Below are 18,805 nucleotides of genomic sequence, written 5' to 3' on the forward strand. Positions count from 1 at the left end.
GGGGGGGGCAAAAGAGTCGGGGCCGGGCAGTCCCCCGCCTGCCCGGCCCCGATCTATCACGGTCCAGCTCCGGCGCCTTCCCCCAAACGCACCGGGCGGTCCCGCTCACGGACGCGGTCCCCCACCGCGTCCTTCTGGTGAAAAGCTCTGCGGCGCCCTCTTCAGGCGGCTGGTCGCATCCCTCTTGACCTGCCTTAACACTACATACGGCGGCCTGAGGTACTCGTCATCCCACGGTATAGATTCGGTCTAACTCCCGGGGTTGCCCGGGTACGACGGGACACGCCGAGCCACGCGGGTCTTGGTGACCTTGGGGTGGGTCCGCAGGGGTGGGGTCCGGAAGGGCTACTCGGGGAGGACGATCTTGACTTCGGTGCCCTTTTCGAGGGAGCGGCTGACGGTGCAGTGCCGCTCGTGGACGCGGTGGGCGACGGCGCGGTAGACCTCGTCGGCCAGTTCGTCGCCCTCGGGCAGTTCGACGTCGTAGGTGATGGTGACCGGGCCGAGCAGCGTCGGCTCGGCCTTCTCCGCCTCGACCGTCATCGCCAGGCGTACGAGCCGGTGGCCGCGCTGGGCGGTGAGCGGCTCGACCGTCACGATGTTGCAGCCTCCGACCGCCACGAGCAGCAGTTCCACGGGGGTGAACACCCCCTCCTCGCCGCCGCTGCCCAGCGCGATCTCCGCTCCGCGCGCGTTGCGCGCCACGAAGCCGTTCTCCGTCCGCTCCACTCTCACCGATGCCATGCCCAGGAGCCTAAAGCCGCCCGGCCACGCGCGAGCGCCTGCCCCCGGCAATCGGTCCGGACTCGCCGGCGGGACGCGGCCGGCCGTGGCGCGCCGGCCTCCCGACCCCGAACACTGCTGAGGCCAGACAGGGTCCAGGGTCAGGCGTCGGGGTGTTTGGAGAGGTATTCGACGTAGACGGGACGGAGTGCCTCGCCCAGTTCGCCCTCGCCTGAGGCCATCGCGTCGCTGAGCAGCGCCGAGACCCGGCTGAGGTTGTTGGCGGTCTCGTCCGCGTGGCCGCTCGCGGCCTCGGCGGCCGGGATGACCTTCAGCAGCTCCCACAGGAAGCCGAGATCGCCGTGCGCCACGGCATAGTGCACCGCCCTGTCGTGCAGCTCTTTGGGCGACAGCGACTGCAGCTCGTCCTGGTCCATTAAGGCTCACCCCCTTTAGCCCCCTTTCCCCGCGATCAGGGGGATATGCACATCGGCTCGGCGAACGATCACCCCGGCGGAGTCCGCCCAGTTCAGCGGCCCGGCTCCGCGCCGGCCGAGCGGCGTACCGGGCGAAGCCGGACGAGTCACACCCGTCGCGGCCGCACCGGCGATGCCGAGGGCGTCACGCTCTACCGCTCCCCCGCGTCACCGTGGGACCATCGAGTACGTGAAGATCATCATCAAGATCCTTATCGTCGCGGGCGCGCTCTGGGCCGCCACGCGGCTCATCCCCGGGATCACCGTCTCCGGCTCCACCACGGTGCGCACGGCGGGCACGCTCATCGCGGTCGCGCTCATATTCGGCCTCGTGAACGCCGTGCTCAAGCCGATCATCAAGACGTTCGGCTGCGCGTTCTACATCCTGACGCTCGGCCTCTTCGCCCTGGTCGTGAACGCCCTGCTCCTGCTGCTCACGAGCTGGCTGGCCGAGAAGTTCGAGCTCCCGTTCCACGTGAGCGGCTTCTGGGCCGCCTTCCTCGGGGCGATCCTGGTCGGCCTGATCAGCTGGCTCCTGGACATGCTCCTCGGTCTCAACGACGACTGACGCGGGCCACACCCGGGGCAGGGTCAGCGCTCGGCCACCGACCCGCGTTCTCTCAGTTCGGGGGCCTGGATGATCCTGCGCCTGCGGTTCTGGCCGTCCGCCGCCGCGACCACCAGCCGGACGGCGGCCCGGACGATGCCCTCGATGTCCCAGTTGACGGTGGTCAGGCCGGGGGTGAGCAGCCCGGACATCGGATGATCGTCATATCCCATGACGGAGATGTCCCGGGGCACGCTGAGCCCCACCTCGGCCGCCGCCGCGTACACGCCGTAGGCGATCGAGTCGGAGAAGCAGAAGGCCGCGCTGGGCCGCGAGGCGCTGTCCAGCAGCTCGCAGGCCACCTTGGTGGTGGCGGCCAGGCCGTGCGGCGCGGTGATCACCTCGATGTCCAGCCCCAGGCGCTCGGCCTCGGCGGTGACGTGGACGTCGGCCGGCCGGTCGGGGGTGCTGGACCACGTAGGGGTCAGGACGGCGATTCCCCGGTGCCCCTTGTCCCTGAGGTACTCCAGGGCGAGGGTGACCCCCCGCCGGTTGTCGAACACGACCTCCCCGGCGGTGCGCGCGTCGAGCAGCGCGTCGCCGATGGCGACCACCGGCACCGTCTCGGCGAGCTGGGCCCACTGCGAGGCGGCGGGGTCGACCGGCTGGACGATGAGCCCGTCGACCCGCTGGTCACGGAGCTGCCGGGCGAGGACGCGCTCCCGTGCGGGGTCCCCGGCGGCGTCGAGGATGAGGGCGTACCTGTCCTTCTCCCGCAGGGCCCGCCCGATGCCGAAGGCCAGTGACTGCTGCCAGAGGTCCTCCAGCGACCCGCAGAGCAGGCCGATCATGCCGGTGCGCCCGCTGGCCAGGGCGCGGGCGATCGGATCGGCCTCGTATCCCAGCTCGGCCGCCGCCTGGCGCACCCTTTCGATGGTCTCCTCGGAAACCTGCAGGCCGCGGAGCGCGTAGGACACGGCGGCGGTGGACAGGCCGGTCGCCTGGGCCACCTCGCGGATCGTCGCCCGTTTTCGCGGCTGGGAACGCGGCATCACGCCAGCCTATGCCGAATCACCGACAGGCGAAGGGCCGCGGTGTCTCGACCGATGGACAGACGGTTGACGGGAAGGCAGGTTAAGCGGTTCACTGAAACGAATCAGTTAACCGTTTCACGGGACTCCCCCAGGCATACCCGATAATATCGATAGGGATTGTCGGGTACAGTGGTACCAAGGAGGTGACGGCGGTGCGTATCGATGTCCACCAGCACATTTGGACGCGCGGCTTCGTGGACGCGCTGCGGGCGCGCACGACCGCGCCCTACCTCGACGGCTGGACCTTGTACCTCGACGGCGAGGAGCCCTTCGCGGCCAACCCCCTCGATCACGACGTGGACCACCGTCTCACCCTGAACCAGGATCTGGACCTTGCCCTGGTCTCACTGTCGAGCCCGCTCGGCGTCGAGCACCTGCCGCCCGCCGACGCCTGGCCGCTGCTCGACGCCTACCACGACGGCGCCCTGGAGCTGCCCACGTCGTTCCGCGCCTGGGCGTCCACCTGCGTCACCGAGGTCGACGCGACCAGGACGGCCAAGGAGCTCGACCGGGGCTTCGTCGGCCTGCAGCTCCCGGCCACCAGCCTCCTGGACGCCACGGCCTACGCCAGGCTCGCGCCGCTGCTCGACCTGCTGGAGGACCGCGACCGGCCGCTGTTCGTCCACCCCGGCCCCGCGTCGGCGCCCGGTACGCCCCCGTGGTGGGCCGCCGTCGTGCCGTACGTGCAGCAGATGCACGCCTCCTGGTACGCGTTCCGGGCGTTCGGCCGGCCACGCCACCCCCGCCTGCGGGTGTGTTTCGCGCTGCTCGGCGGCCTCGCGCCCCTGCACGTGGAGCGCCTGATCGCCCGGGGCGGCTCCGCCAGGGGGGCCGTGGACCCCGACGCCTTCCTCGAGACCTCCTCCTACGGCCACCAGGCCATCGACGCCATCACCCGCGCCGTCGGCGTCGAGGTCGTGGTGCTCGGCTCGGACCGCCCCTACGCGGCGCCGGCCGAGACCCTCCTCGGCGAGGCCGCCGCACGAACCATGTCGGTCACCAATCCAATGCGCCTGCTCAAAATGGAAGGAGCCGTGCCCAGATGAGCTGGGATTCACTGCCTGACAGATTCCTCGACAAGCGTGAACTGCGCGCGCTGGTGGAGGATCTGGAGAAGCACCCTGAACTGTGGTCGCACCACGTCCACTTCGGCGACTCCGGCGAGGGACGGCACTACGCCTCGCTGCACCGCGACTCCTACGTCGACATCTGGCTGTTCTGCTGGCGCCCCGAGGACGACACCGGCTGGCACGACCACGACGTCTCCTCCGGCGCGGTGCGCGTGATCTCCGGGATGCTCAAGGAGTCCAACCCGCGCATCGGCGGCGCCCACCTGGAGACCTACGTCTCCGAGGGCCAGTCGCTGTCGTTCGGCCCGGACCACATCCACCGGATCAACGGCCACACCGAGGGCAGCGTGTCGATCCACGCCTACTCGCCCCCGCTCTGGCGCCTCGGCCAGTACTCCATCAGCGACGACGGCGTCATGCGCCGGGTCTCGGTGAGCTACGCCGACGAGCTGCGGCAGATGGACGAGGAAGCGCTGGTATAGCACGACGGCAGCCGGTTCTCACCCGTGTCGCGGGTGCGCCTGGCGATCCCTGGGTCGTCGGTGAACACGCCGTCGACGCCCAGGTCGAACAGCCTCCGCAGCCAGCCGGACACGTCGCCGTGCGCCGCCGCGTACCCCGGCGCGGCCGGGTCGCCCGCGCGGAAGGCGGCGGGCAGCTCGGCGTTCTCCGGGCGCACGGTCCAGACGTGGACGGCCAGGCCCGCGCGGTGGGCGTCCTGGACCAGCGTGGTCGGCGTCCCGAGGGCGGCGTTCCGGTCCATGGGCACCACCAGGCGGGTGGAGACGCCGATCGCGTCGGCGTAGGAGGCGATCTCGCTGAGCCCCTGGGGGGTGGCCAGGTCGCGGTAGGTGCGCGGGTCACCCGAGGCGACCAGGTCGCGGGGCGCGCCCGAGGATTCCATGAGCTGGACGAGCCGCAGCCGCGTCCGTTCGCGCATGGCGCGCAGGTTGGCGGTCTCGAAGGACTGGACGAACACCGGGTCGGACTTCTCGCGCCACCCGTAACGGCCGAGGGTCGCGAGCAGGGGGCCTTCCAGGGGGAGCCCGATGGAGGCGAAGTAGCCGGGGTGCTTGGTCTCGGGGTAGATCCCGACCCCGGCCCGGCGCGCCAGGGCGGCGACCTCGTCGAACGTCGGGACGCGGGCGCGGCCGTCGTAGGCGGCGCTCCCGGGACGCAGGGCGGGCAGGCGCTCCTTGGCGCGCAGCGTGCGCAGCTCGGCCAGGGTGAAGTCCTCGGTGAACCATCCGGTCAGCCGGCGGCCGTCGATCACCTTGGTGGTCCTGCGCCCGGCGAACTCCGGGTGCGCGGCGACGTCGGTGGTCTGGGAGATCTCGTTCTCGTGCCGGGCGACGAGGACGTGGTCCTTGGTGGAGACCAGGTCGGGCTCGATGTAGTCGGCGCCCATCCGGATCGCGGCCTCGTAGGAGAGCATGGTGTGCTCGGGCCGGTAGGCGCAGGCGCCCCGGTGGCCGATGACGAGCGGACGCGGACCCGGCCCGCCGAGCGCGGGCGGAACCGGGACCGCGGCCGGGAACGGGACTGGGAGCGGGAACGGGACCTGAACCGAAGCCGGGCCCTGAACGGGGGGCGGGACCGAGACCGGAGCCACGGGCGGGACCACGGTCGGAGCCGGGGGCGGGACCGGGGCCGGGTCCGCGGGCATGAGGGACACGACGGCGGCCACCAGCCACGGCAAGATGATCACGCTCGATGTTAGGCCTGGTCAGATGCTCATTCCGCCGTCGACACGCAGAGGGCTGCCGGTGACGAACGAGCTGTCGTCGCCGGCCAGGAACAGCACGGCCCTGGCGATCTCGTTCGGCGAGGCGTGCCGCCTGAGGGGGATGTGCCCATCGAACATCTCGGCGGCCCGCTCAGGGGACGCGCCGGTGACGGCGACCTCGATTGACCGCTGGAAGGTGTTGTCCACCGGCCCCGGGTGGATGGTGTTGACCCTGATCCCCCGGTGCGCGACCTCCTTGGCCAGGGTGCGCATGAGCCCGACCTGCGCGTGCTTGGCGGCGGCGTACGCGCTGACGCCCGCGTCGGAGGTCAGGCCGACCACGCTGGAGGTGATGATGACGCTGCCGCCGTCCGACATCACCGGCAGCGCGTGCTTGCACAGCAGGAACGCCCCGCGCACGTGGACGGCGAGCACCCGGTCGAACACGTCGTCGGGGTAGTCGGTGACCGGGGCCACGACCCCGGCGATGCCGGCGTTGCTGAACAGCACGTCCAGCCCGCCGTACCGCTCGACCGTGGCGCGGACGGCCGCGCGCACCTGCGCCGGGTCGGTGACGTCGCCGACGATGTACGAGGCGGCGCCGTCCGCCCGGTGCCTGCGCGAGACGATGTGCCCGTCGAGGTCGATCACCGCCTCCTGGAGGCGGTCGAGGTCCAGGCCGACGAGCATGACCCGCGCCCCCTCGGCCACGAAGACGCGGGCGGTGGCGACGCCCAGGCTGCCCTCACCGCCCGTGATGATCGCGACCTTGCCGTCGAGACGCCCCATACGGTCCTCCTCGCCACGGATCATCGGGGAGGCGGGGGCCACGCGTCTTGTTCAGGAGCGCACAGTGCTTGACGGCCGGGGAACGCTTGGGTCATCGGCCGCGCGGTGGCGGCGCAGCGGTAGTCGCGCGGCGAGGTGCCGAACGCGGTCTTGAAGATCCGGCTGAAGTGCGACGCGTCGAAGTACCCCCACTTGGCGGCGATCGCGCTCACCGAGCGGGTCGCCAGCAACGGATCGCGCAGGTCGTGGCCGCAGTGCTCCAGCCGCCGGTCCCTGATCCAGGTGGAGACCGTGGTGCCCTCGGCGTGGAACAGCTTGTGCAGGTAGCGGGTCGAGATGTGGTGCGCGGCGGCGATGTCGCCAGGGGCCAGCCCGCCGTCCCCCAGCCGTGCCTCGATGAACGCCGTGACCCGCAGGAACAGGGCGCGCGTCGCGCTCTCGGGGTCGGCCGCCACCTCCAGCCGGTCGGCGATCGCGGTCGTGAGCAGGTCGAGCACGTTGCCCGCGAGCCGCACGCCCCGCAGGCCCTCCATCTCGCCGGACAGCCGGCCGATCTGGAGCAGGAACGGGCTGAGCGCGCCGCCGAGGCCGGAGGTCCCGGAGATGGTGGTGGCGGTCAGCCGGCCGACGGAATCGGGCGGCAGCCCGAGCATGGCCCGGGGGAAGATCAGGACCAGGAACCGGGACCGCTGCCCGAAGGCGAGCGTGTAGGGCCGGGTGGTGTCGTAGACGGAGAAGTCGCCGGGGGCCAGCACCGCCTCGCGCCCGTCCTGGCTCAGCACGCTGCCGCCGTCGACCTGGAGGCCCAGCTTGTAGCAGTCGCCGGGCGAGGCGGTGACCAGGCGGGACGTGCGGTGGGCGACGTGCGCGTCGGCGTCGACGCTGTAGATCTTGAGGGCGCCCAGGCTCCCCCCGCTCAGCCGGCCCTGGAAGGAGTCCTGCCCGGCGGGGAAGGACGCCTCCAGCGGGACGAAGGCATCCGAGACCACGCTGCGCCAGAAGTCGCGTCGGTCCCTGCTCGGCACGTTCGCCGTCTGGGCGAGGTACGGCGGCATCGCCCACCTTCCGTGAGTCGCGGTCGACTCAGCTTGAGAGGCCATGCGCTGGCAGTCAAGCGATGTTCCCTGTCATGCAAGACCCGTTCCACCCGAACTCCGACAATGGCCGGTGAGGCGTGACGCGGCCATCTCCGCCGACCGCCCGGTCCCCCGGCCCCCACCACCGATGACCGGCGACTATGAGCGATCACCAGCGACGGTCACCCTTTATCAGCGATCATCGGCACATCAGACGATCACTGGCTCCGAGTCCCGGGCCCGGCCACGGCCCGGCCGGCTCGCGCCAGGCGGGAGAGAGCGGGGAACGCGGTCGCGGGGGGTCCGGGTGCCCGGTCAGGAGAGCGGAGACGTCAGTGGAGACCCACCCCAGCCGCCGCGCCTTCCTCGGAGTCCTCGGCACCGCGGCCCTCACCGGCTGCTCCGGCGGCCTGAAGGAGAGCTCGGGCGGAACGGGCGGCACCATCAGGATCGGGTACGTCAGCCCGCGCACCGGCGCCCTCGCGGTCTTCGGCGAGTCCGACGACTACGTGGTGGGCACCGTGCGCGAGGCCGTGCGCAAGGGCCTGACCGTGGGCGGGCGGTCCTACCCGGTCGAGATCGTCACCAAGGACACCCAGTCGAGCGCCGCACGCGCCGCCGAGGTCGCCGCGGAGCTCATCCAGCGGGACGCCGTCGACATCGTCCTGTGCACCTCGACGCCCGACACCACCAACCCGGTCTCCGACCAGTGCGAGGCCGCGGGCGTGCCCTGCCTGGCCACCATCTGCCCGTGGGAGATCTGGGCGGGCGGGCGCGGCCCGTTCACCTACTCCTACCTGTACTTCGTCGGCTCGCGCGAGGAGACCGACGTGTTCGCCGGCCTGTGGCGGCGCCTCGGCGGAGACCACGTCGTCGGCGGCCTGTGGCCAAACGACGTGGACGGCGAGGTGTACCGCAGGTTCGTCACGCCGAAGGTGAAGGAGCTGGGCTGGCGGCTCGCGGACTCCGGCGCCTACGCAGACGGCTCGACGGACTACAGCTCGATCATCTCGGCCTTCGTGAAGAGCGACGTGGACATCCTCCAGGCGACGCCGATCCCGCCCGACTGGGTCACCTTCTGGCGGCAGGCCCACCAGAACCGCTTCCGGCCGAAGATGGTGTGCGTCGCCAAGGCGATGCTGTTCCCGAGCGTCGCCGCCACCCTCGGGCCGCTCGCCGAGGGCATCGTGTCCCCGGTGTGGTGGTCGCCGAGCTTCCCGTACAAGTCCTCCCTGGACGGGACGAGCGCCAGGGACCTCGCCCAGGGGTACCGCACCGCCACCGGCCGGCAGTGGACCCCGCCCATGGGCTTCAACCACGGCCTGTTCGAGATCGCGGTCGCCGCCCTGAGGGCGTCTGGCGACCCCAAGGACAAGAAGGCGGTCGCCGCGGCCATCGGGCGGCAGAAGGGCGAGGCCGTCAGCGGCAGGTACGACTTCACCGCCGGGCCGATGAAGAACGTCTCGCAGGCCCCCGACCTGCTCGGCCAGTGGCGCGCGAACGGCTCGGGCGGACACGACCTGGTGATCGTGGACAACTCCCTGGAACCCGCGATCCCCCTGCAGGGCGACCTGCGGCCCCTCTGACCACGGAACCTCATGAGCCCATCAGAACGCCTGGCGGCGCGGGAGACCGACGCCCTGTCGATCCGATCCGTCGGCATGTCCTTCGGCTCGCTCAGCGTGCTCGACGGGGTCTCGTTCGGCGTGGCGCCCGGCGAGACGCTGGGTCTCGTCGGGCCCAACGGCGCCGGCAAGACCACCCTGCTCGACATCGTGGCCGGCGCGCGGCGCTGCGACGGCGGACAGGTGCTGCTCTCCGGCCGGGACGTGACCCGGCTGGCCGCCGACCGGCGCTGCCGCCTCGGCCTGGCCCGCACCTTCCAGGTGCCCCGGCCGTTCGGCGACCTGACCGTCTTCGAGAACGCGCTGGTCGGCGCCGTACGAGGGGCGGGGCTGCGCGGCCGGGCCGCCTACGACGACGTCCGCGGGGCGCTCGTCCTCACCGACCTGCTGGCGGTCGCCAACGCGCCCGCGTCCTCGCTGCGCCTGCTCGACCGCAAACGCCTGGAGCTGGCCCGCGCGCTCGCGATGCGCCCGCGCGTGCTGCTGCTGGACGAGATCGCCGGAGGGCTGACCGACCCCGAGACGGCGGCGCTCGTCGGCACCGTCCGCCGGGTGCGGGACGGCGGCACCGCGATCGTCTGGGTGGAGCACGTGCTGCGGGCCCTCACCCAGGTCGCGACCCGGCTGGTGTGCCTGTCGGCGGGCCGGGTGCTCGCCGAGGGGGCGCCCGGCGAGGTGCTCGCCGACCTCGGGGTGCGGGCCGCCTACTTCGGAAGGAGCGTCCTGTGATCGAGGTGGACGCGCTCGATGTCCACTACGGCGACTTCCAGGCCCTGTTCGGGGTGTCGCTGAGCCTGGCCCGAGGGCGGGCGCTGGCCCTGGCCGGCGCGAACGGCGCCGGCAAGACGACGCTGCTGCGCGCCCTCATGGGCGCGCACCTCCCCTCGGCCGGCACCGTGCGCTACGAGGGCGCCGACGTGACCGCCCTGCCCCCGCACGACCGGGTACGGCGCGGCATCGCGATGGTCCCCGAGGGGCGGCGGCTGTTCCCCAGCCTCACCGCCGAGGAGAACATCAAGGTCGGCGCCGTACGGGCCGCCTCGCCCGACTGGCCGCTGGCCCGCATCTACGACTTCCTGCCGCTGGCGGCCACCGTGCGGGACCGCCGCGCCTCGGCCCTGTCCGGCGGGGAACGGCAGGCGGTGGCCATCGCCCGCGCGCTGGCGTCGGGGCCGCGCCTGCTGCTGCTGGACGAGATCTCGCTCGGGCTGGCCCCGGGGGTGGTCGAGCAGGTGTACGAGGTCGTGCGGGGGCTGCGCGAGTCCGGGGCGACGCTGCTGATCGTGGAGCAGGACCTGGACCGGGCGCTCGGGGCCTGCGACGACGTGGTGTGCCTGCTGGAGGGCCGGGTGGCGCTCACCTCCGAGACCGCCGCCGCGAGCCGCGAGGACGTCGTCGCCGCCTACTTCGGCACCGAAGGACCCCACTCGTGAACCGGGCGGACGCCACGCGCTCGGACGGCGGGACGGTCGTGAACCGGGCGGGCGCCGCGCGTCCGGGGTCGCGTGCTCGGCGGGAAGGCGGGCGGGCGTGAACTGGGTGGGCGCGGTCGTGCAGGGGGTGCTGGTGGGCGGGTGGTACGCGCTCGCCGCCTGCGGCCTGTCGCTGACGTTCGGGATCATGCGGCTGGTCAACATCGCCCACGGCGACCTCGCGGTCTGCGGCGCCTACCTGACGCTCGTCCTTTCGTCCGCGCTCGGCCTGCCTGTGGGCTACACCCTGCCGCTCGTGCTGCCCATCGCGTTCGCGATCGGCGTGGCCCTGCACCTCCTGCTGTTCGGCAGGGCGCTGCGCGGCGGCCCGCTCGCCCCGGTGCTGGTGACGTTCGGGCTCTCCGTCATGATCGAGAACCTGCTGGTGGCGGGCCTGTCCGCCGACCCGCGTTCGCTCGACGCCGGCCGCCTCGCGCTCGCCGGTGTCCGGGTGACGGCCTTCGGGTCCGTCATCACCCTGTCCTGGCTGCGGATCGCCGGGTTCCTCACGGCGCTGGCCGTGCTCGGCGGCCTGCACCTCCTGCTCGCCCGCACATCCTTCGGGCGCCTGGTCCGCGCCACCTCCGACGACCTCGACACCGCGCGGCTGGTCGGGGTCCGGGTACGCCCGGTGTTCGCGACCGTCGCGGGCATCGCGGTGGCGACGGCCGCACTCGCGGGGGTGTTCCTCGGCATGACCGCCACCTTCGACCCGTACGCGGGCGGCCTGAGCCTGATCTTCGCCTTCGAGGCCGTGGTCATCGGCGGGCTGGGCTCGCTGTGGGGGACGCTGCTGGGCGGAGTCACGATCGGGCTGGTCCAGCAGCTCGCCGCCCAGTGGGACGTCCAGTACACCGTCCTCGCGGTCCACCTGCTGTTCTTCGCCGTGCTCGCCGTACGCCCCCAGGGTTTCTTCCCCGCGTCCGAACCGGAGGCGGCGTGATGACGGCCCAAGCGGAGGCGGCGCGATGACGGCCGGGACGGGTGGCGGCGCCGTGACGGCCGGGACGGCGGCCGAGGGGCGGTTCGCGGTGCGGCGCTGGAGCCGTACGGCGTCGGTCGCGGCGGCCGGTTCGGTGGTGGCGGTGGCGGCGCTGGCGGGCGTGCCGTACTACGCGGGGACCTCGGCCGAGCAGCCGCTGGTCACCCTGTTCTGCCTGGTCGCGCTGGCGAGCCTGTGGAACCTCATGGCCGGGTTCGCCGGGCTCACCTCGTTCGGGCAGCAGGCCTACCTGGGCGCCGGCGCGTACGCCCTGTACGCCGCCGCCTCGATGGGCCTCGACCCCTTCGCCGCGATCCCGCTGGCCGCCGCCGCGGCCGGCGTGCTGTCCCTTCCCGTGTCGTTCGCCGTCCTGCGGCTGTCGGGCGGGCACTTCGCGGTCGCGACCTGGGTGCTGGCCGAGATCCTCCGGCTGGCCGTGACGCTCGCGCCCTCGGCCGGCGGCAACACCGGGGTCAGCCTGCCGGGCGTCTCCGGCTACGACGCCCTGCTGCGGCAGGCGCTGACGTACTGGTGGGCGCTGGCCGTCGCGGTGTGCTCGGTCGCCGGGGTGTACGCGCTGGCGCGCAGCAGGTTCGGCCTCGACGCGCGCGCGGTGCACAGCGACCCGGTCGCCGCCGCCTCGGCCGGGGTCGCGGTGGGACGGACCCGCAGGTGGGCGTACTGCCTGTCCGCGTTCGGCACCGGGGCCGTCGGCGCCGTCCTGTTCGCCAACACCCTGTACACGCAGCCGGGATCGGTCTTCGGCGTGCAGCACAGCGTCGCCATGATGTTCATGGTCGTGATCGGCGGGATCGGGACCATCGAGGGTCCGATTCTTGGGGCTTTGGTGTTCTTCGCCCTCCAGCAGGCCCTGTCCGGCTACGGTCCCTGGTACCTCGTCCTGCTCGGCGCCGCCGGCATCGCCATCACGCTGTTCGCACCTCGTGGCCTCTGGGGATCGCTGGCGGCGCCGCGCGGCTGGTCGCTCTTCCCCATCGGGCACCACATTTCAGGCACCTCATGAGGAGTCTTCGTTGAATGGACCGTCCCTCCCCCGCCGGACCCTCCTGAAGGGTGTCGGCCTAGGAGCCCTGGCCGCCGGCACCGCCGCCTGCGGTTCGATCAAGGGCTCCGGCGACAAGGCCGGCGACAAGATCGTGATCGGGTTCGTCAGCCCGCAGACCGGGCCGCTCGCCGGTTTCGCGTCCGGTGACCGCTTCGTCGTCGACCGCGTGCGGGGGACCGCCGCGTACACCGGCGGCTTCGCGGTCGGCGGGAAGACCTACGACGTCGAGATCGTCGTCAAGGACACCCAGTCGGACCCGAGCCGGGCCTCCCAGGTCGCCAGGGAGCTGATCCTGCGCGACCACGCCGACATCATCCTCACCAGCTCCACGCCGGAGACCACCAACCCGGTGGCGACGGTGTGCGAGGCGCAGGGCATCCCGTGCGTGTCGACCGTCGTCCCCTGGGAGGCCTGGTACTTCTCCCGGCAGGCCGATCCCAAGAACCCCAAGCCGTTCACGTACACGACCATGTTCTTCTTCGGGGTCGACCAGTTCGGCGGGTGCTTCGTCCCGATGTGGGAGCGGGTCTCCACCAACAAGACCGTCGCGGGCATGTTCCCCAACGACGCCGACGGCAACGCCTTCCGCGACGCCTACCCGGCGATCCTGAAGAAGTCCGGCTACAAGTGGGTCGACGGCGGCGCGTACACCGACGGCACCACCGCGTTCAGCTCGATGATCTCGAAGTTCAAGAGCGAGGAGTGCGAGATCTTCACGAACGCGCCGCTGCCGCCCGACTTCAACACCATGTGGCGGCAGGCCGCCCAGCAGGGGTTCCGGCCCAAGCTCGCCACGGTCGCCAAGGTCCTGCTGTTCCCCGCCGACACCGTCGCGCTCGGCCCCCTGGTCAAGAACATCGCGACCGACTCGTGGTGGGGCCCGTACATGCCGAACACCTCCTCGCTGGACGGCGAGAGCGCCAAGCAGCTCGCGGAGGCGTACCAGTCGGCCAGCGGCAAGCAGTGGCTGCAGACCCTCGGGTCGGTCTACTCGCTGTTCGAGATCGCGCAGAAGGCGTTCACCTCGGTCGACACCCCGCGCGACCGCAGGGCCGTCGCCACCGCGCTGCAGAAGCTGAACTACTCAGGGATCTCGGGGGTGCTCGACTTCACCCGGGGCCCGGTCCCCGGCGTCGCCATCCAGCAGCCCGTCGGCGTGCAGTGGAAGGAGGGCGACGGGCGGTTCCCGTACGAGATGGTCGTGGTGGACAACAGCCTCAACCCCGCCGTCAAGATCGGCGCAGACCTCACCCCCACCAACCCGTGACCGGGCGGACATGGTGAGCACGGGGCCGCTGCTGGAACTCGACCGGGTCACCAAACGGTTCGGCCAGGTGACCGTGGCCGACGAGCTGTCGCTGACGGTGCGGCCCGGGGACGCCGTCGGTGTCGTCGGGCCCAACGGCGCGGGCAAGACCAGCCTGTTCGGCATCGTGTCGGGCGACCTGCGCCCCGACTCGGGGCAGGTGCGGCTCGGCGGCAGGAACGTCACCTCGTTCGACGCCGCGGTGCGGTGCCGGCTCGGCGTCGGCCGCACCCACCAGGTGCCCCGGCCGTTCGAGGACATGACCGTGTTCGAGAACGTCCTGGTCGCCGCCCAGCAGGGCGGCGGGGCGCGCGGGCGGGAGGGGTTCAGGACCACCGCCCGGGTGCTCGCGGGCACCGGCCTGTCCGATCTGGCCGACCGCCCTGCGGGACGCCTCGGCCTGCCGCACCGCAAGCGCCTCGAACTGGCACGCGCGCTCGCCACCCGGCCGAGGCTGCTGCTGCTCGACGAGGTCGCGGGCGGGCTGACCGACCCCGAGGTCGCCGAACTGGTCGGGATGATCCAGGCCGCGCGCGCCGACGGGCTGGCGGTCGTCTGGATCGAGCACGTCGTCCGCGCCCTCACCTCGACGGTCGACCGCCTGATCTGCCTGGCCGGCGGCCGGGTCGTGGCCGACGGCCTCCCGGCTGACGTCCTGGCCAGCCCCGAGGTCAAGGAGGTCTTCCTCGGCACCGGGAGCGTCGGCGGCGTCGGGGGCGTCGGGGGCGTCCCCGAGGGAGGGGGTGGCGATGGCGCCCGTGCTTGAGGTGCGGTCCCTCACGGCCGACCACGGCCGCCTGCGTGCGGTGAGCGAGGTGAGCCTGCGGCTGGACGCCGGGGAGGTGCACGCCGTCATCGGCGCCAACGGCGCGGGCAAGTCCACACTGCTGCGCGCCATAGCTGGCCTGCACCCGCCCGCCTCGGGGACCGTCCTGCTCGACGGCGACGACGTCACCCGCCACCCGCCCGAGCGGCGCGTCGCGGCCGGGCTGTCGCTGGTACCCGAGGGGCGGCGCCTGTTCGCCTCCCTCACCGTCGAGGAGAACCTGCTGGTCGGCACGCACGTCGCGCGCCCGGGACCGTGGGACCTGGAACGCGTCTACGACCTGTTCGGGTGGATGCGGGACCGGCGGCGGCAACGGGCCGAGCACCTGTCCGGCGGCGAGCAGCAGGCCGTGGCCATCGGGCGCGCCCTGGTCGCCAACCCGAAGGTGCTCCTGCTGGACGAACTGTCGCTCGGGCTGTCGCCCAAGGTGGTCAGGGACATGTACGCGACGCTGCCGCGACTGCTCGCCGAGGGCGTCACCGTGCTGCTGGTCGAGCAGGACGTCAGCCAGGCCGTCCGGGTCGCGACACGGATCCACTGCCTGCTGGAGGGCCGCACGACCCTCACGGGCCCTCCCGCCGTCTTCACCCCGGCCCAAATCGAGGCCGCCTACTTCGGCCTCGGAAAGACACACCCGTGACCTGGCCTTCCAGGCACCCTCTCGGAAAGGCGGGCACGTGAGCTGGGTCAACGCGATCGTCCAGGGGTTGCTCCTCGGTGGCCTCTACGCCCTGTTCGCCACCGGGCTCTCGCTGCTGTTCGGCGTCATGCGGGTGACCAACCTGGCGCACGGTGACCTCGCCGTCGCCGCCGCCTACCTCGCCGTGGCGCTCGCGCCCGTACTGGGGCTCGGGCTGTGGGCGTTCGTCCTGGTCGTACCGCTGTTCGCCGGATTCGGGTACGTGCTCCAGCGGTCGCTCATCCAGGCAAGCCTCGACCGTGGACCGCTCACCACCCTGCTGGTCACCTTCGGGCTGTCCGTCGTCATCGAGAACCTGCTCCTGGAGATGTTCACCGCCGACAGCCACTCGCTGGACACCGGGACCCTGTCGTCGGGGTCGCTGCGGCTGAGCGGGCAGATCTCCGTCGGATACCTGTCCCTGACGATCTTCGCGCTGGCGGTCGCGGTCCTGCTCGGGCTGCAGTTCATGCTCTCCCGTACCGCCACCGGCCGCCTGATCCGCGCGGTCGCCGACGACAGGGAGGCCGCCCGGCTGTCCGGCGTCGGGTACCGGCACGTCTTCGGCGTCGCCGCCGCCATCGCCTTCGCCACCCTCGCCCTCGCCGGGCTCGCCTTCGGCATGTACTCCTCGTTCGCGCCGTCGTCCGGGACCGGCCGCCTGCTGTTCGCCTTCGAGGCGGTCGTCATCGGCGGGCTCGGCTCGCTGTGGGGCACGCTCGCGGGCGGGATCGTGCTGGGCGTCGCGCAGGCGGTCGGCGGGCAGGTCAACCTGTCCTACTCGGTGATCGCCGGGCACCTGGTCTTCCTCGCGGTACTCGCACTCCGCCCCGAGGGCCTGACCGGCCGCCTTCGCGCCGCACCCTCGCGTGCGGCCGGTCGCCTCCGTGCCTCCTGGCTGGGCGTACGGGAGCGCGCGGGCTACGAGATCGCCACGATCGTCGACCGCGTCAGCGACATCCGCCTCCCCCGCGCCCGCGCCGCCTCCCGTACGAGCCGCCCCGGCGGGACCTCGTGGCGGCTCCGCGTCAGCCGCGCCATCGCCGCGCTGCCGGTGCGCACGACCGGGGCCTCGTACGGCGGGCTGCGGGTGAGCCGGGCCGGGCGGCGGTTCGGCTGGCCGGGGCTGGCCGTCGCGGCGATCGTGGCGGTGCTCGCCTTCCTCCCCTACCTGGTCTACTCGGGGACCACCGACACCCTGGTCAACCTGTTCATCCTGCTCACGATGGCGAGCACGTGGAACCTCCTCGCCGGGTACGCGGGGCTGGTGTCGGTGGGGCAGCAGGCGTTCGTCGGCCTCGGGGCGTACCTCGTGCTGGTGCTCGCCCAGGGTGGCTTCGACCCGTTCGCGGCGATCCCCCTGGCGGCCGTCGGGTGCGGCGCGGCGGCGCTGGCGATCTCGTTCCTGGTGTTCCGGCTGCGCGGCGGGTACTTCGCGGTGGCGACCTGGGTCGTGGCGGACGTGTGCCAGCTCGTCGTCAGCCGGTTCGCCTCGCTCGGCGGCGGCACCGGGGCGGCGCTCCCCGGGCTGTCGGGCGTGGACCCCGGCGTGCTCAGCGCCCTCACCTACTGGGCGGCGCTGACGGTCGCCGTCGTCGTCCTGGTGACGGTCTACCTCGTCCTGCGGACCCGTCTCGGGCTGGCGCTGACCGCGATACGCGACGACGAGGCGGGCGCCAGGGGCGTGGGCGTGCGGGTGGCCCGCGCGCAGCGGATCGTGTACGTGATCGCGGCCCTCGGGTGCGGTGCCGCCGGGGCGCTGCTGATCGTCAGCCAGCTCAACGTGGAACCGGCCTCGGCGTTCTCGGTGCGGTGGTCGGCACAGATGATCTTCGTGACCGTGATCGGCGGAATCGGCTCCATCGAGGGGCCCGTCCTCGGCACGATCCTGTTCTTCGTCCTCCAGCAGTCCCTGGCCCAGTACGGCGCCTGGTACCTGGTGATCCTCGGAGCGGTCGCCATCGCGGTGGCCATCTGGACCCCGCGCGGGCTGTGGGGCCTCCTCGCCCCGCGCCTGCGTACCCCCCTGTTCCCCACCGGCTACCAGACCTCCCCCACCCTGTCCGGCACCTGACCCGTCCTGGCGGCGGCGGGAAGGCCGGCGAGGACGCCGAAGACCACCTGGACGCCGCAGACGAGGATGCCGGTCACCAGCGGCAGGGTCCAGCCACCCGAGAGCTGGTGGAGCAGGCCGATGGCGAAGGGGCCGAGCGCCGCGAGCAGGTACCCCGACGACTGGGCGACCGCCGACAGCGCCGTGACAGACGCGGGATCGGGTGCCCGCAGGGCGATGATCAGCAGGGCGAGCGCGATCGAGGCGCCCTGCCCCACCCCGAGCACGATCATCCACAGCCACGGGAGCGTCGCCGGGGCGAGCAGCACGCCGACGTACCCGGCGACGGTCAGTACGGCGGCCATCACGACGTGCGGGACCTGCGACCTGGCCCGCCCCGCGTGCAACGGCACCGTGAGCGTCGCCGCGATCTGCGCGAGGTTGGTGAGCGCCAGCAGGTAGCCGGCCTGGTCGGCGGGCAGCCCCGCGTCCCTGAAGATCGTCGGCAGCCAAGCGAGCATGATGTAGAACGTCAGCGACTGCAGGCCCATGAAGGCCATGACGTACCAGGTCACGCGCCTGCGCAGCAGCATCGCGTACGGTCGCCGCCCGCCGGCGGCCCGGCCTCCCCTGCGCCGGGCGAACGCCTGCGGCGCCCACAGCGCCGCCGCCGCCACCGCGAGCACCGCGACCGACCCGGCCGCCGTGCGCCAGCCGTACCGCTCCTCGATCGGCACCATGAGCGCGGACGCCGAGGCGGCGCCGGTCACCAGGCCCGAGACGTAGATGCCGGTGAACAGCCCGATGCGGTCGGGGAAGTGCTGTTTCACGACGCCCGGCATGACCACGTTCATGATCGCGATGGCCGTGCCGACGACCGCGGACCCGGCGTACAGGGCCGTGACGCCACCGGCGCCGCGCAGGCCCACGCCGGCCGCCAGGATAAGCAGGCCGATCAGCAGGGTGCGGTCCAGGCCGAGGCGGGTGGCGAGGGCGGGCGCGACCGGGGCGAGCAGGCCGAGGCAGACCACCATGACCGTGGTGATGCCGCCGCCCGCCGCCGGGGACAGCCCGAGATCGGACATGATCTCGTTCAGCAGCGGCGACATCCCGGCGAGCGCGGGCCGCAGGTTGAGCGAGGCCAGCACGAACCCGGCCACCAGCAACACCCGCGTCCGGCCCTGCCCGGCCTCCGGCCTGAAAGAACCGGCCCCGGGTTGCGGGGGGTCGCCGGAGGAGGACCCGGGTTCGGGGGCGGGGTCCGTGGTCGAGCGGGTCATAGGATGCGGAGCCTA

Annotated in this window: 19 protein-coding genes; 12 read left to right on the forward strand and 7 right to left on the reverse strand. The window is 72.5% G+C overall.

Going from position 1 to position 18,805, the window contains the following annotated elements; all coding sequences use genetic code 11:
- Positions 1-345: 345 nt before the first annotated feature.
- Complete coding sequence (locus tag NYZ98_RS37920; RefSeq protein WP_262849683.1) at positions 346-744, reverse strand: OsmC family protein; 399 nt, start codon at positions 742-744, stop codon at positions 346-348.
- Between the two features lie 140 nt (positions 745-884).
- Positions 885-1,160, reverse strand: coding sequence for a hypothetical protein (locus tag NYZ98_RS37925; RefSeq protein WP_262849685.1), 276 nt, complete (start codon positions 1,158-1,160; stop codon positions 885-887).
- A gap of 229 nt (positions 1,161-1,389) precedes the next feature.
- Here NYZ98_RS37925 and NYZ98_RS37930 point away from each other — a divergent pair, with 229 nt between their 5' ends.
- Positions 1,390-1,767, forward strand: coding sequence for a phage holin family protein (locus tag NYZ98_RS37930; RefSeq protein ID WP_262849687.1), 378 nt, complete (start codon positions 1,390-1,392; stop codon positions 1,765-1,767).
- Positions 1,768-1,790: 23 nt separating this feature from the next.
- On the opposite strand, the gene NYZ98_RS37935 is transcribed toward NYZ98_RS37930, so the two are convergent.
- A complete protein-coding gene (locus tag NYZ98_RS37935; protein ID WP_262849689.1) occupies positions 1,791-2,798 on the reverse strand; it encodes a LacI family DNA-binding transcriptional regulator in 1,008 nt (335 codons plus the stop codon).
- A 194-nt stretch (positions 2,799-2,992) separates the two neighbouring features.
- Here NYZ98_RS37935 and NYZ98_RS37940 point away from each other — a divergent pair, with 194 nt between their 5' ends.
- Together NYZ98_RS37940 and NYZ98_RS37945 are read left to right on the forward strand one after the other, a co-directional pair.
- Positions 2,993-3,886, forward strand: coding sequence for an amidohydrolase family protein (locus NYZ98_RS37940; protein WP_262849691.1), 894 nt, complete (start codon positions 2,993-2,995; stop codon positions 3,884-3,886).
- Complete coding sequence (locus tag NYZ98_RS37945) at positions 3,883-4,392, forward strand: cysteine dioxygenase (protein ID WP_262849693.1); 510 nt, start codon at positions 3,883-3,885, stop codon at positions 4,390-4,392. Before NYZ98_RS37940 ends, NYZ98_RS37945 begins: the two co-directional genes overlap by 4 nt.
- Here NYZ98_RS37945 and NYZ98_RS37950 read toward each other — a convergent pair.
- From NYZ98_RS37950 to NYZ98_RS37960, 3 genes are read right to left on the reverse strand one after another with little or no spacing between them, the layout of a single operon-like run.
- On the reverse strand, positions 4,347-5,618 hold the full coding sequence (locus NYZ98_RS37950; protein ID WP_262849695.1) for a glycerophosphodiester phosphodiesterase: 1,272 nt from the start codon (positions 5,616-5,618) through the stop codon (positions 4,347-4,349). The genes NYZ98_RS37945 and NYZ98_RS37950 overlap by 46 nt on opposite strands.
- Before the next feature lie 18 nt (positions 5,619-5,636).
- The gene (locus tag NYZ98_RS37955) at positions 5,637-6,425 is read right to left on the reverse strand and encodes an SDR family NAD(P)-dependent oxidoreductase (protein ID WP_262849697.1); all 789 of its coding nucleotides are present in this window, start codon (positions 6,423-6,425) and stop codon (positions 5,637-5,639) included.
- A 20-nt stretch (positions 6,426-6,445) separates the two neighbouring features.
- Positions 6,446-7,480 carry an AraC-like ligand-binding domain-containing protein gene (locus NYZ98_RS37960; RefSeq protein WP_262849699.1) on the reverse strand — a complete coding sequence of 345 codons (1,035 nt, stop codon included), beginning with the start codon at positions 7,478-7,480 and terminating at the stop codon, positions 6,446-6,448.
- 356 nt (positions 7,481-7,836) lie between these two features.
- Between NYZ98_RS37960 and NYZ98_RS37965 the strand changes: the two genes are divergently transcribed.
- The 9 genes from NYZ98_RS37965 (at position 7,837) to NYZ98_RS38005 (ending at position 17,531) form a co-directional block, all read left to right on the forward strand.
- The gene (locus NYZ98_RS37965) at positions 7,837-9,087 is read left to right on the forward strand and encodes an ABC transporter substrate-binding protein (protein ID WP_262849701.1); all 1,251 of its coding nucleotides are present in this window, start codon (positions 7,837-7,839) and stop codon (positions 9,085-9,087) included.
- Between the two features lie 12 nt (positions 9,088-9,099).
- Positions 9,100-9,855 (forward strand): ABC transporter ATP-binding protein, encoded by a 756-nt coding sequence (locus NYZ98_RS37970; protein WP_262849703.1) that lies wholly within the window; start codon positions 9,100-9,102, stop codon positions 9,853-9,855.
- A complete protein-coding gene (locus NYZ98_RS37975; RefSeq protein ID WP_262849705.1) occupies positions 9,852-10,559 on the forward strand; it encodes an ABC transporter ATP-binding protein in 708 nt (235 codons plus the stop codon). The genes NYZ98_RS37970 and NYZ98_RS37975 overlap by 4 nt, the downstream gene beginning before the upstream one ends.
- Before the next feature lie 97 nt (positions 10,560-10,656).
- Positions 10,657-11,541, forward strand: a complete 885-nt coding sequence (locus tag NYZ98_RS37980; protein ID WP_262849707.1) for a branched-chain amino acid ABC transporter permease — start codon at positions 10,657-10,659, stop codon at positions 11,539-11,541.
- A gap of 25 nt (positions 11,542-11,566) precedes the next feature.
- On the forward strand, positions 11,567-12,604 hold the full coding sequence (locus NYZ98_RS37985; RefSeq protein ID WP_262849709.1) for a branched-chain amino acid ABC transporter permease: 1,038 nt from the start codon (positions 11,567-11,569) through the stop codon (positions 12,602-12,604).
- 10 nt (positions 12,605-12,614) lie between these two features.
- On the forward strand, positions 12,615-13,913 hold the full coding sequence (locus tag NYZ98_RS37990) for an ABC transporter substrate-binding protein (RefSeq protein WP_262849711.1): 1,299 nt from the start codon (positions 12,615-12,617) through the stop codon (positions 13,911-13,913).
- A gap of 10 nt (positions 13,914-13,923) precedes the next feature.
- Positions 13,924-14,718, forward strand: a complete 795-nt coding sequence (locus tag NYZ98_RS37995; RefSeq protein ID WP_262849713.1) for an ABC transporter ATP-binding protein — start codon at positions 13,924-13,926, stop codon at positions 14,716-14,718.
- On the forward strand, positions 14,702-15,418 hold the full coding sequence (locus NYZ98_RS38000) for an ABC transporter ATP-binding protein (RefSeq protein ID WP_262849715.1): 717 nt from the start codon (positions 14,702-14,704) through the stop codon (positions 15,416-15,418). Before NYZ98_RS37995 ends, NYZ98_RS38000 begins: the two co-directional genes overlap by 17 nt.
- Positions 15,419-15,455: 37 nt before the next feature.
- Positions 15,456-17,531 carry an ABC transporter permease gene (locus tag NYZ98_RS38005; protein WP_262849717.1) on the forward strand — a complete coding sequence of 692 codons (2,076 nt, stop codon included), beginning with the start codon at positions 15,456-15,458 and terminating at the stop codon, positions 17,529-17,531.
- On the opposite strand, the gene NYZ98_RS38010 is transcribed toward NYZ98_RS38005, so the two are convergent.
- A complete protein-coding gene (locus NYZ98_RS38010; protein ID WP_262849719.1) occupies positions 17,498-18,790 on the reverse strand; it encodes a CynX/NimT family MFS transporter in 1,293 nt (430 codons plus the stop codon). The genes NYZ98_RS38005 and NYZ98_RS38010 overlap by 34 nt on opposite strands.
- Positions 18,791-18,805 lie beyond the last annotated feature (15 nt).

It is taken from the genome of Sphaerisporangium corydalis, assembly GCF_025506355.1.
GTDB lineage: Bacteria > Actinomycetota > Actinomycetes > Streptosporangiales > Streptosporangiaceae > Sphaerisporangium > Sphaerisporangium corydalis.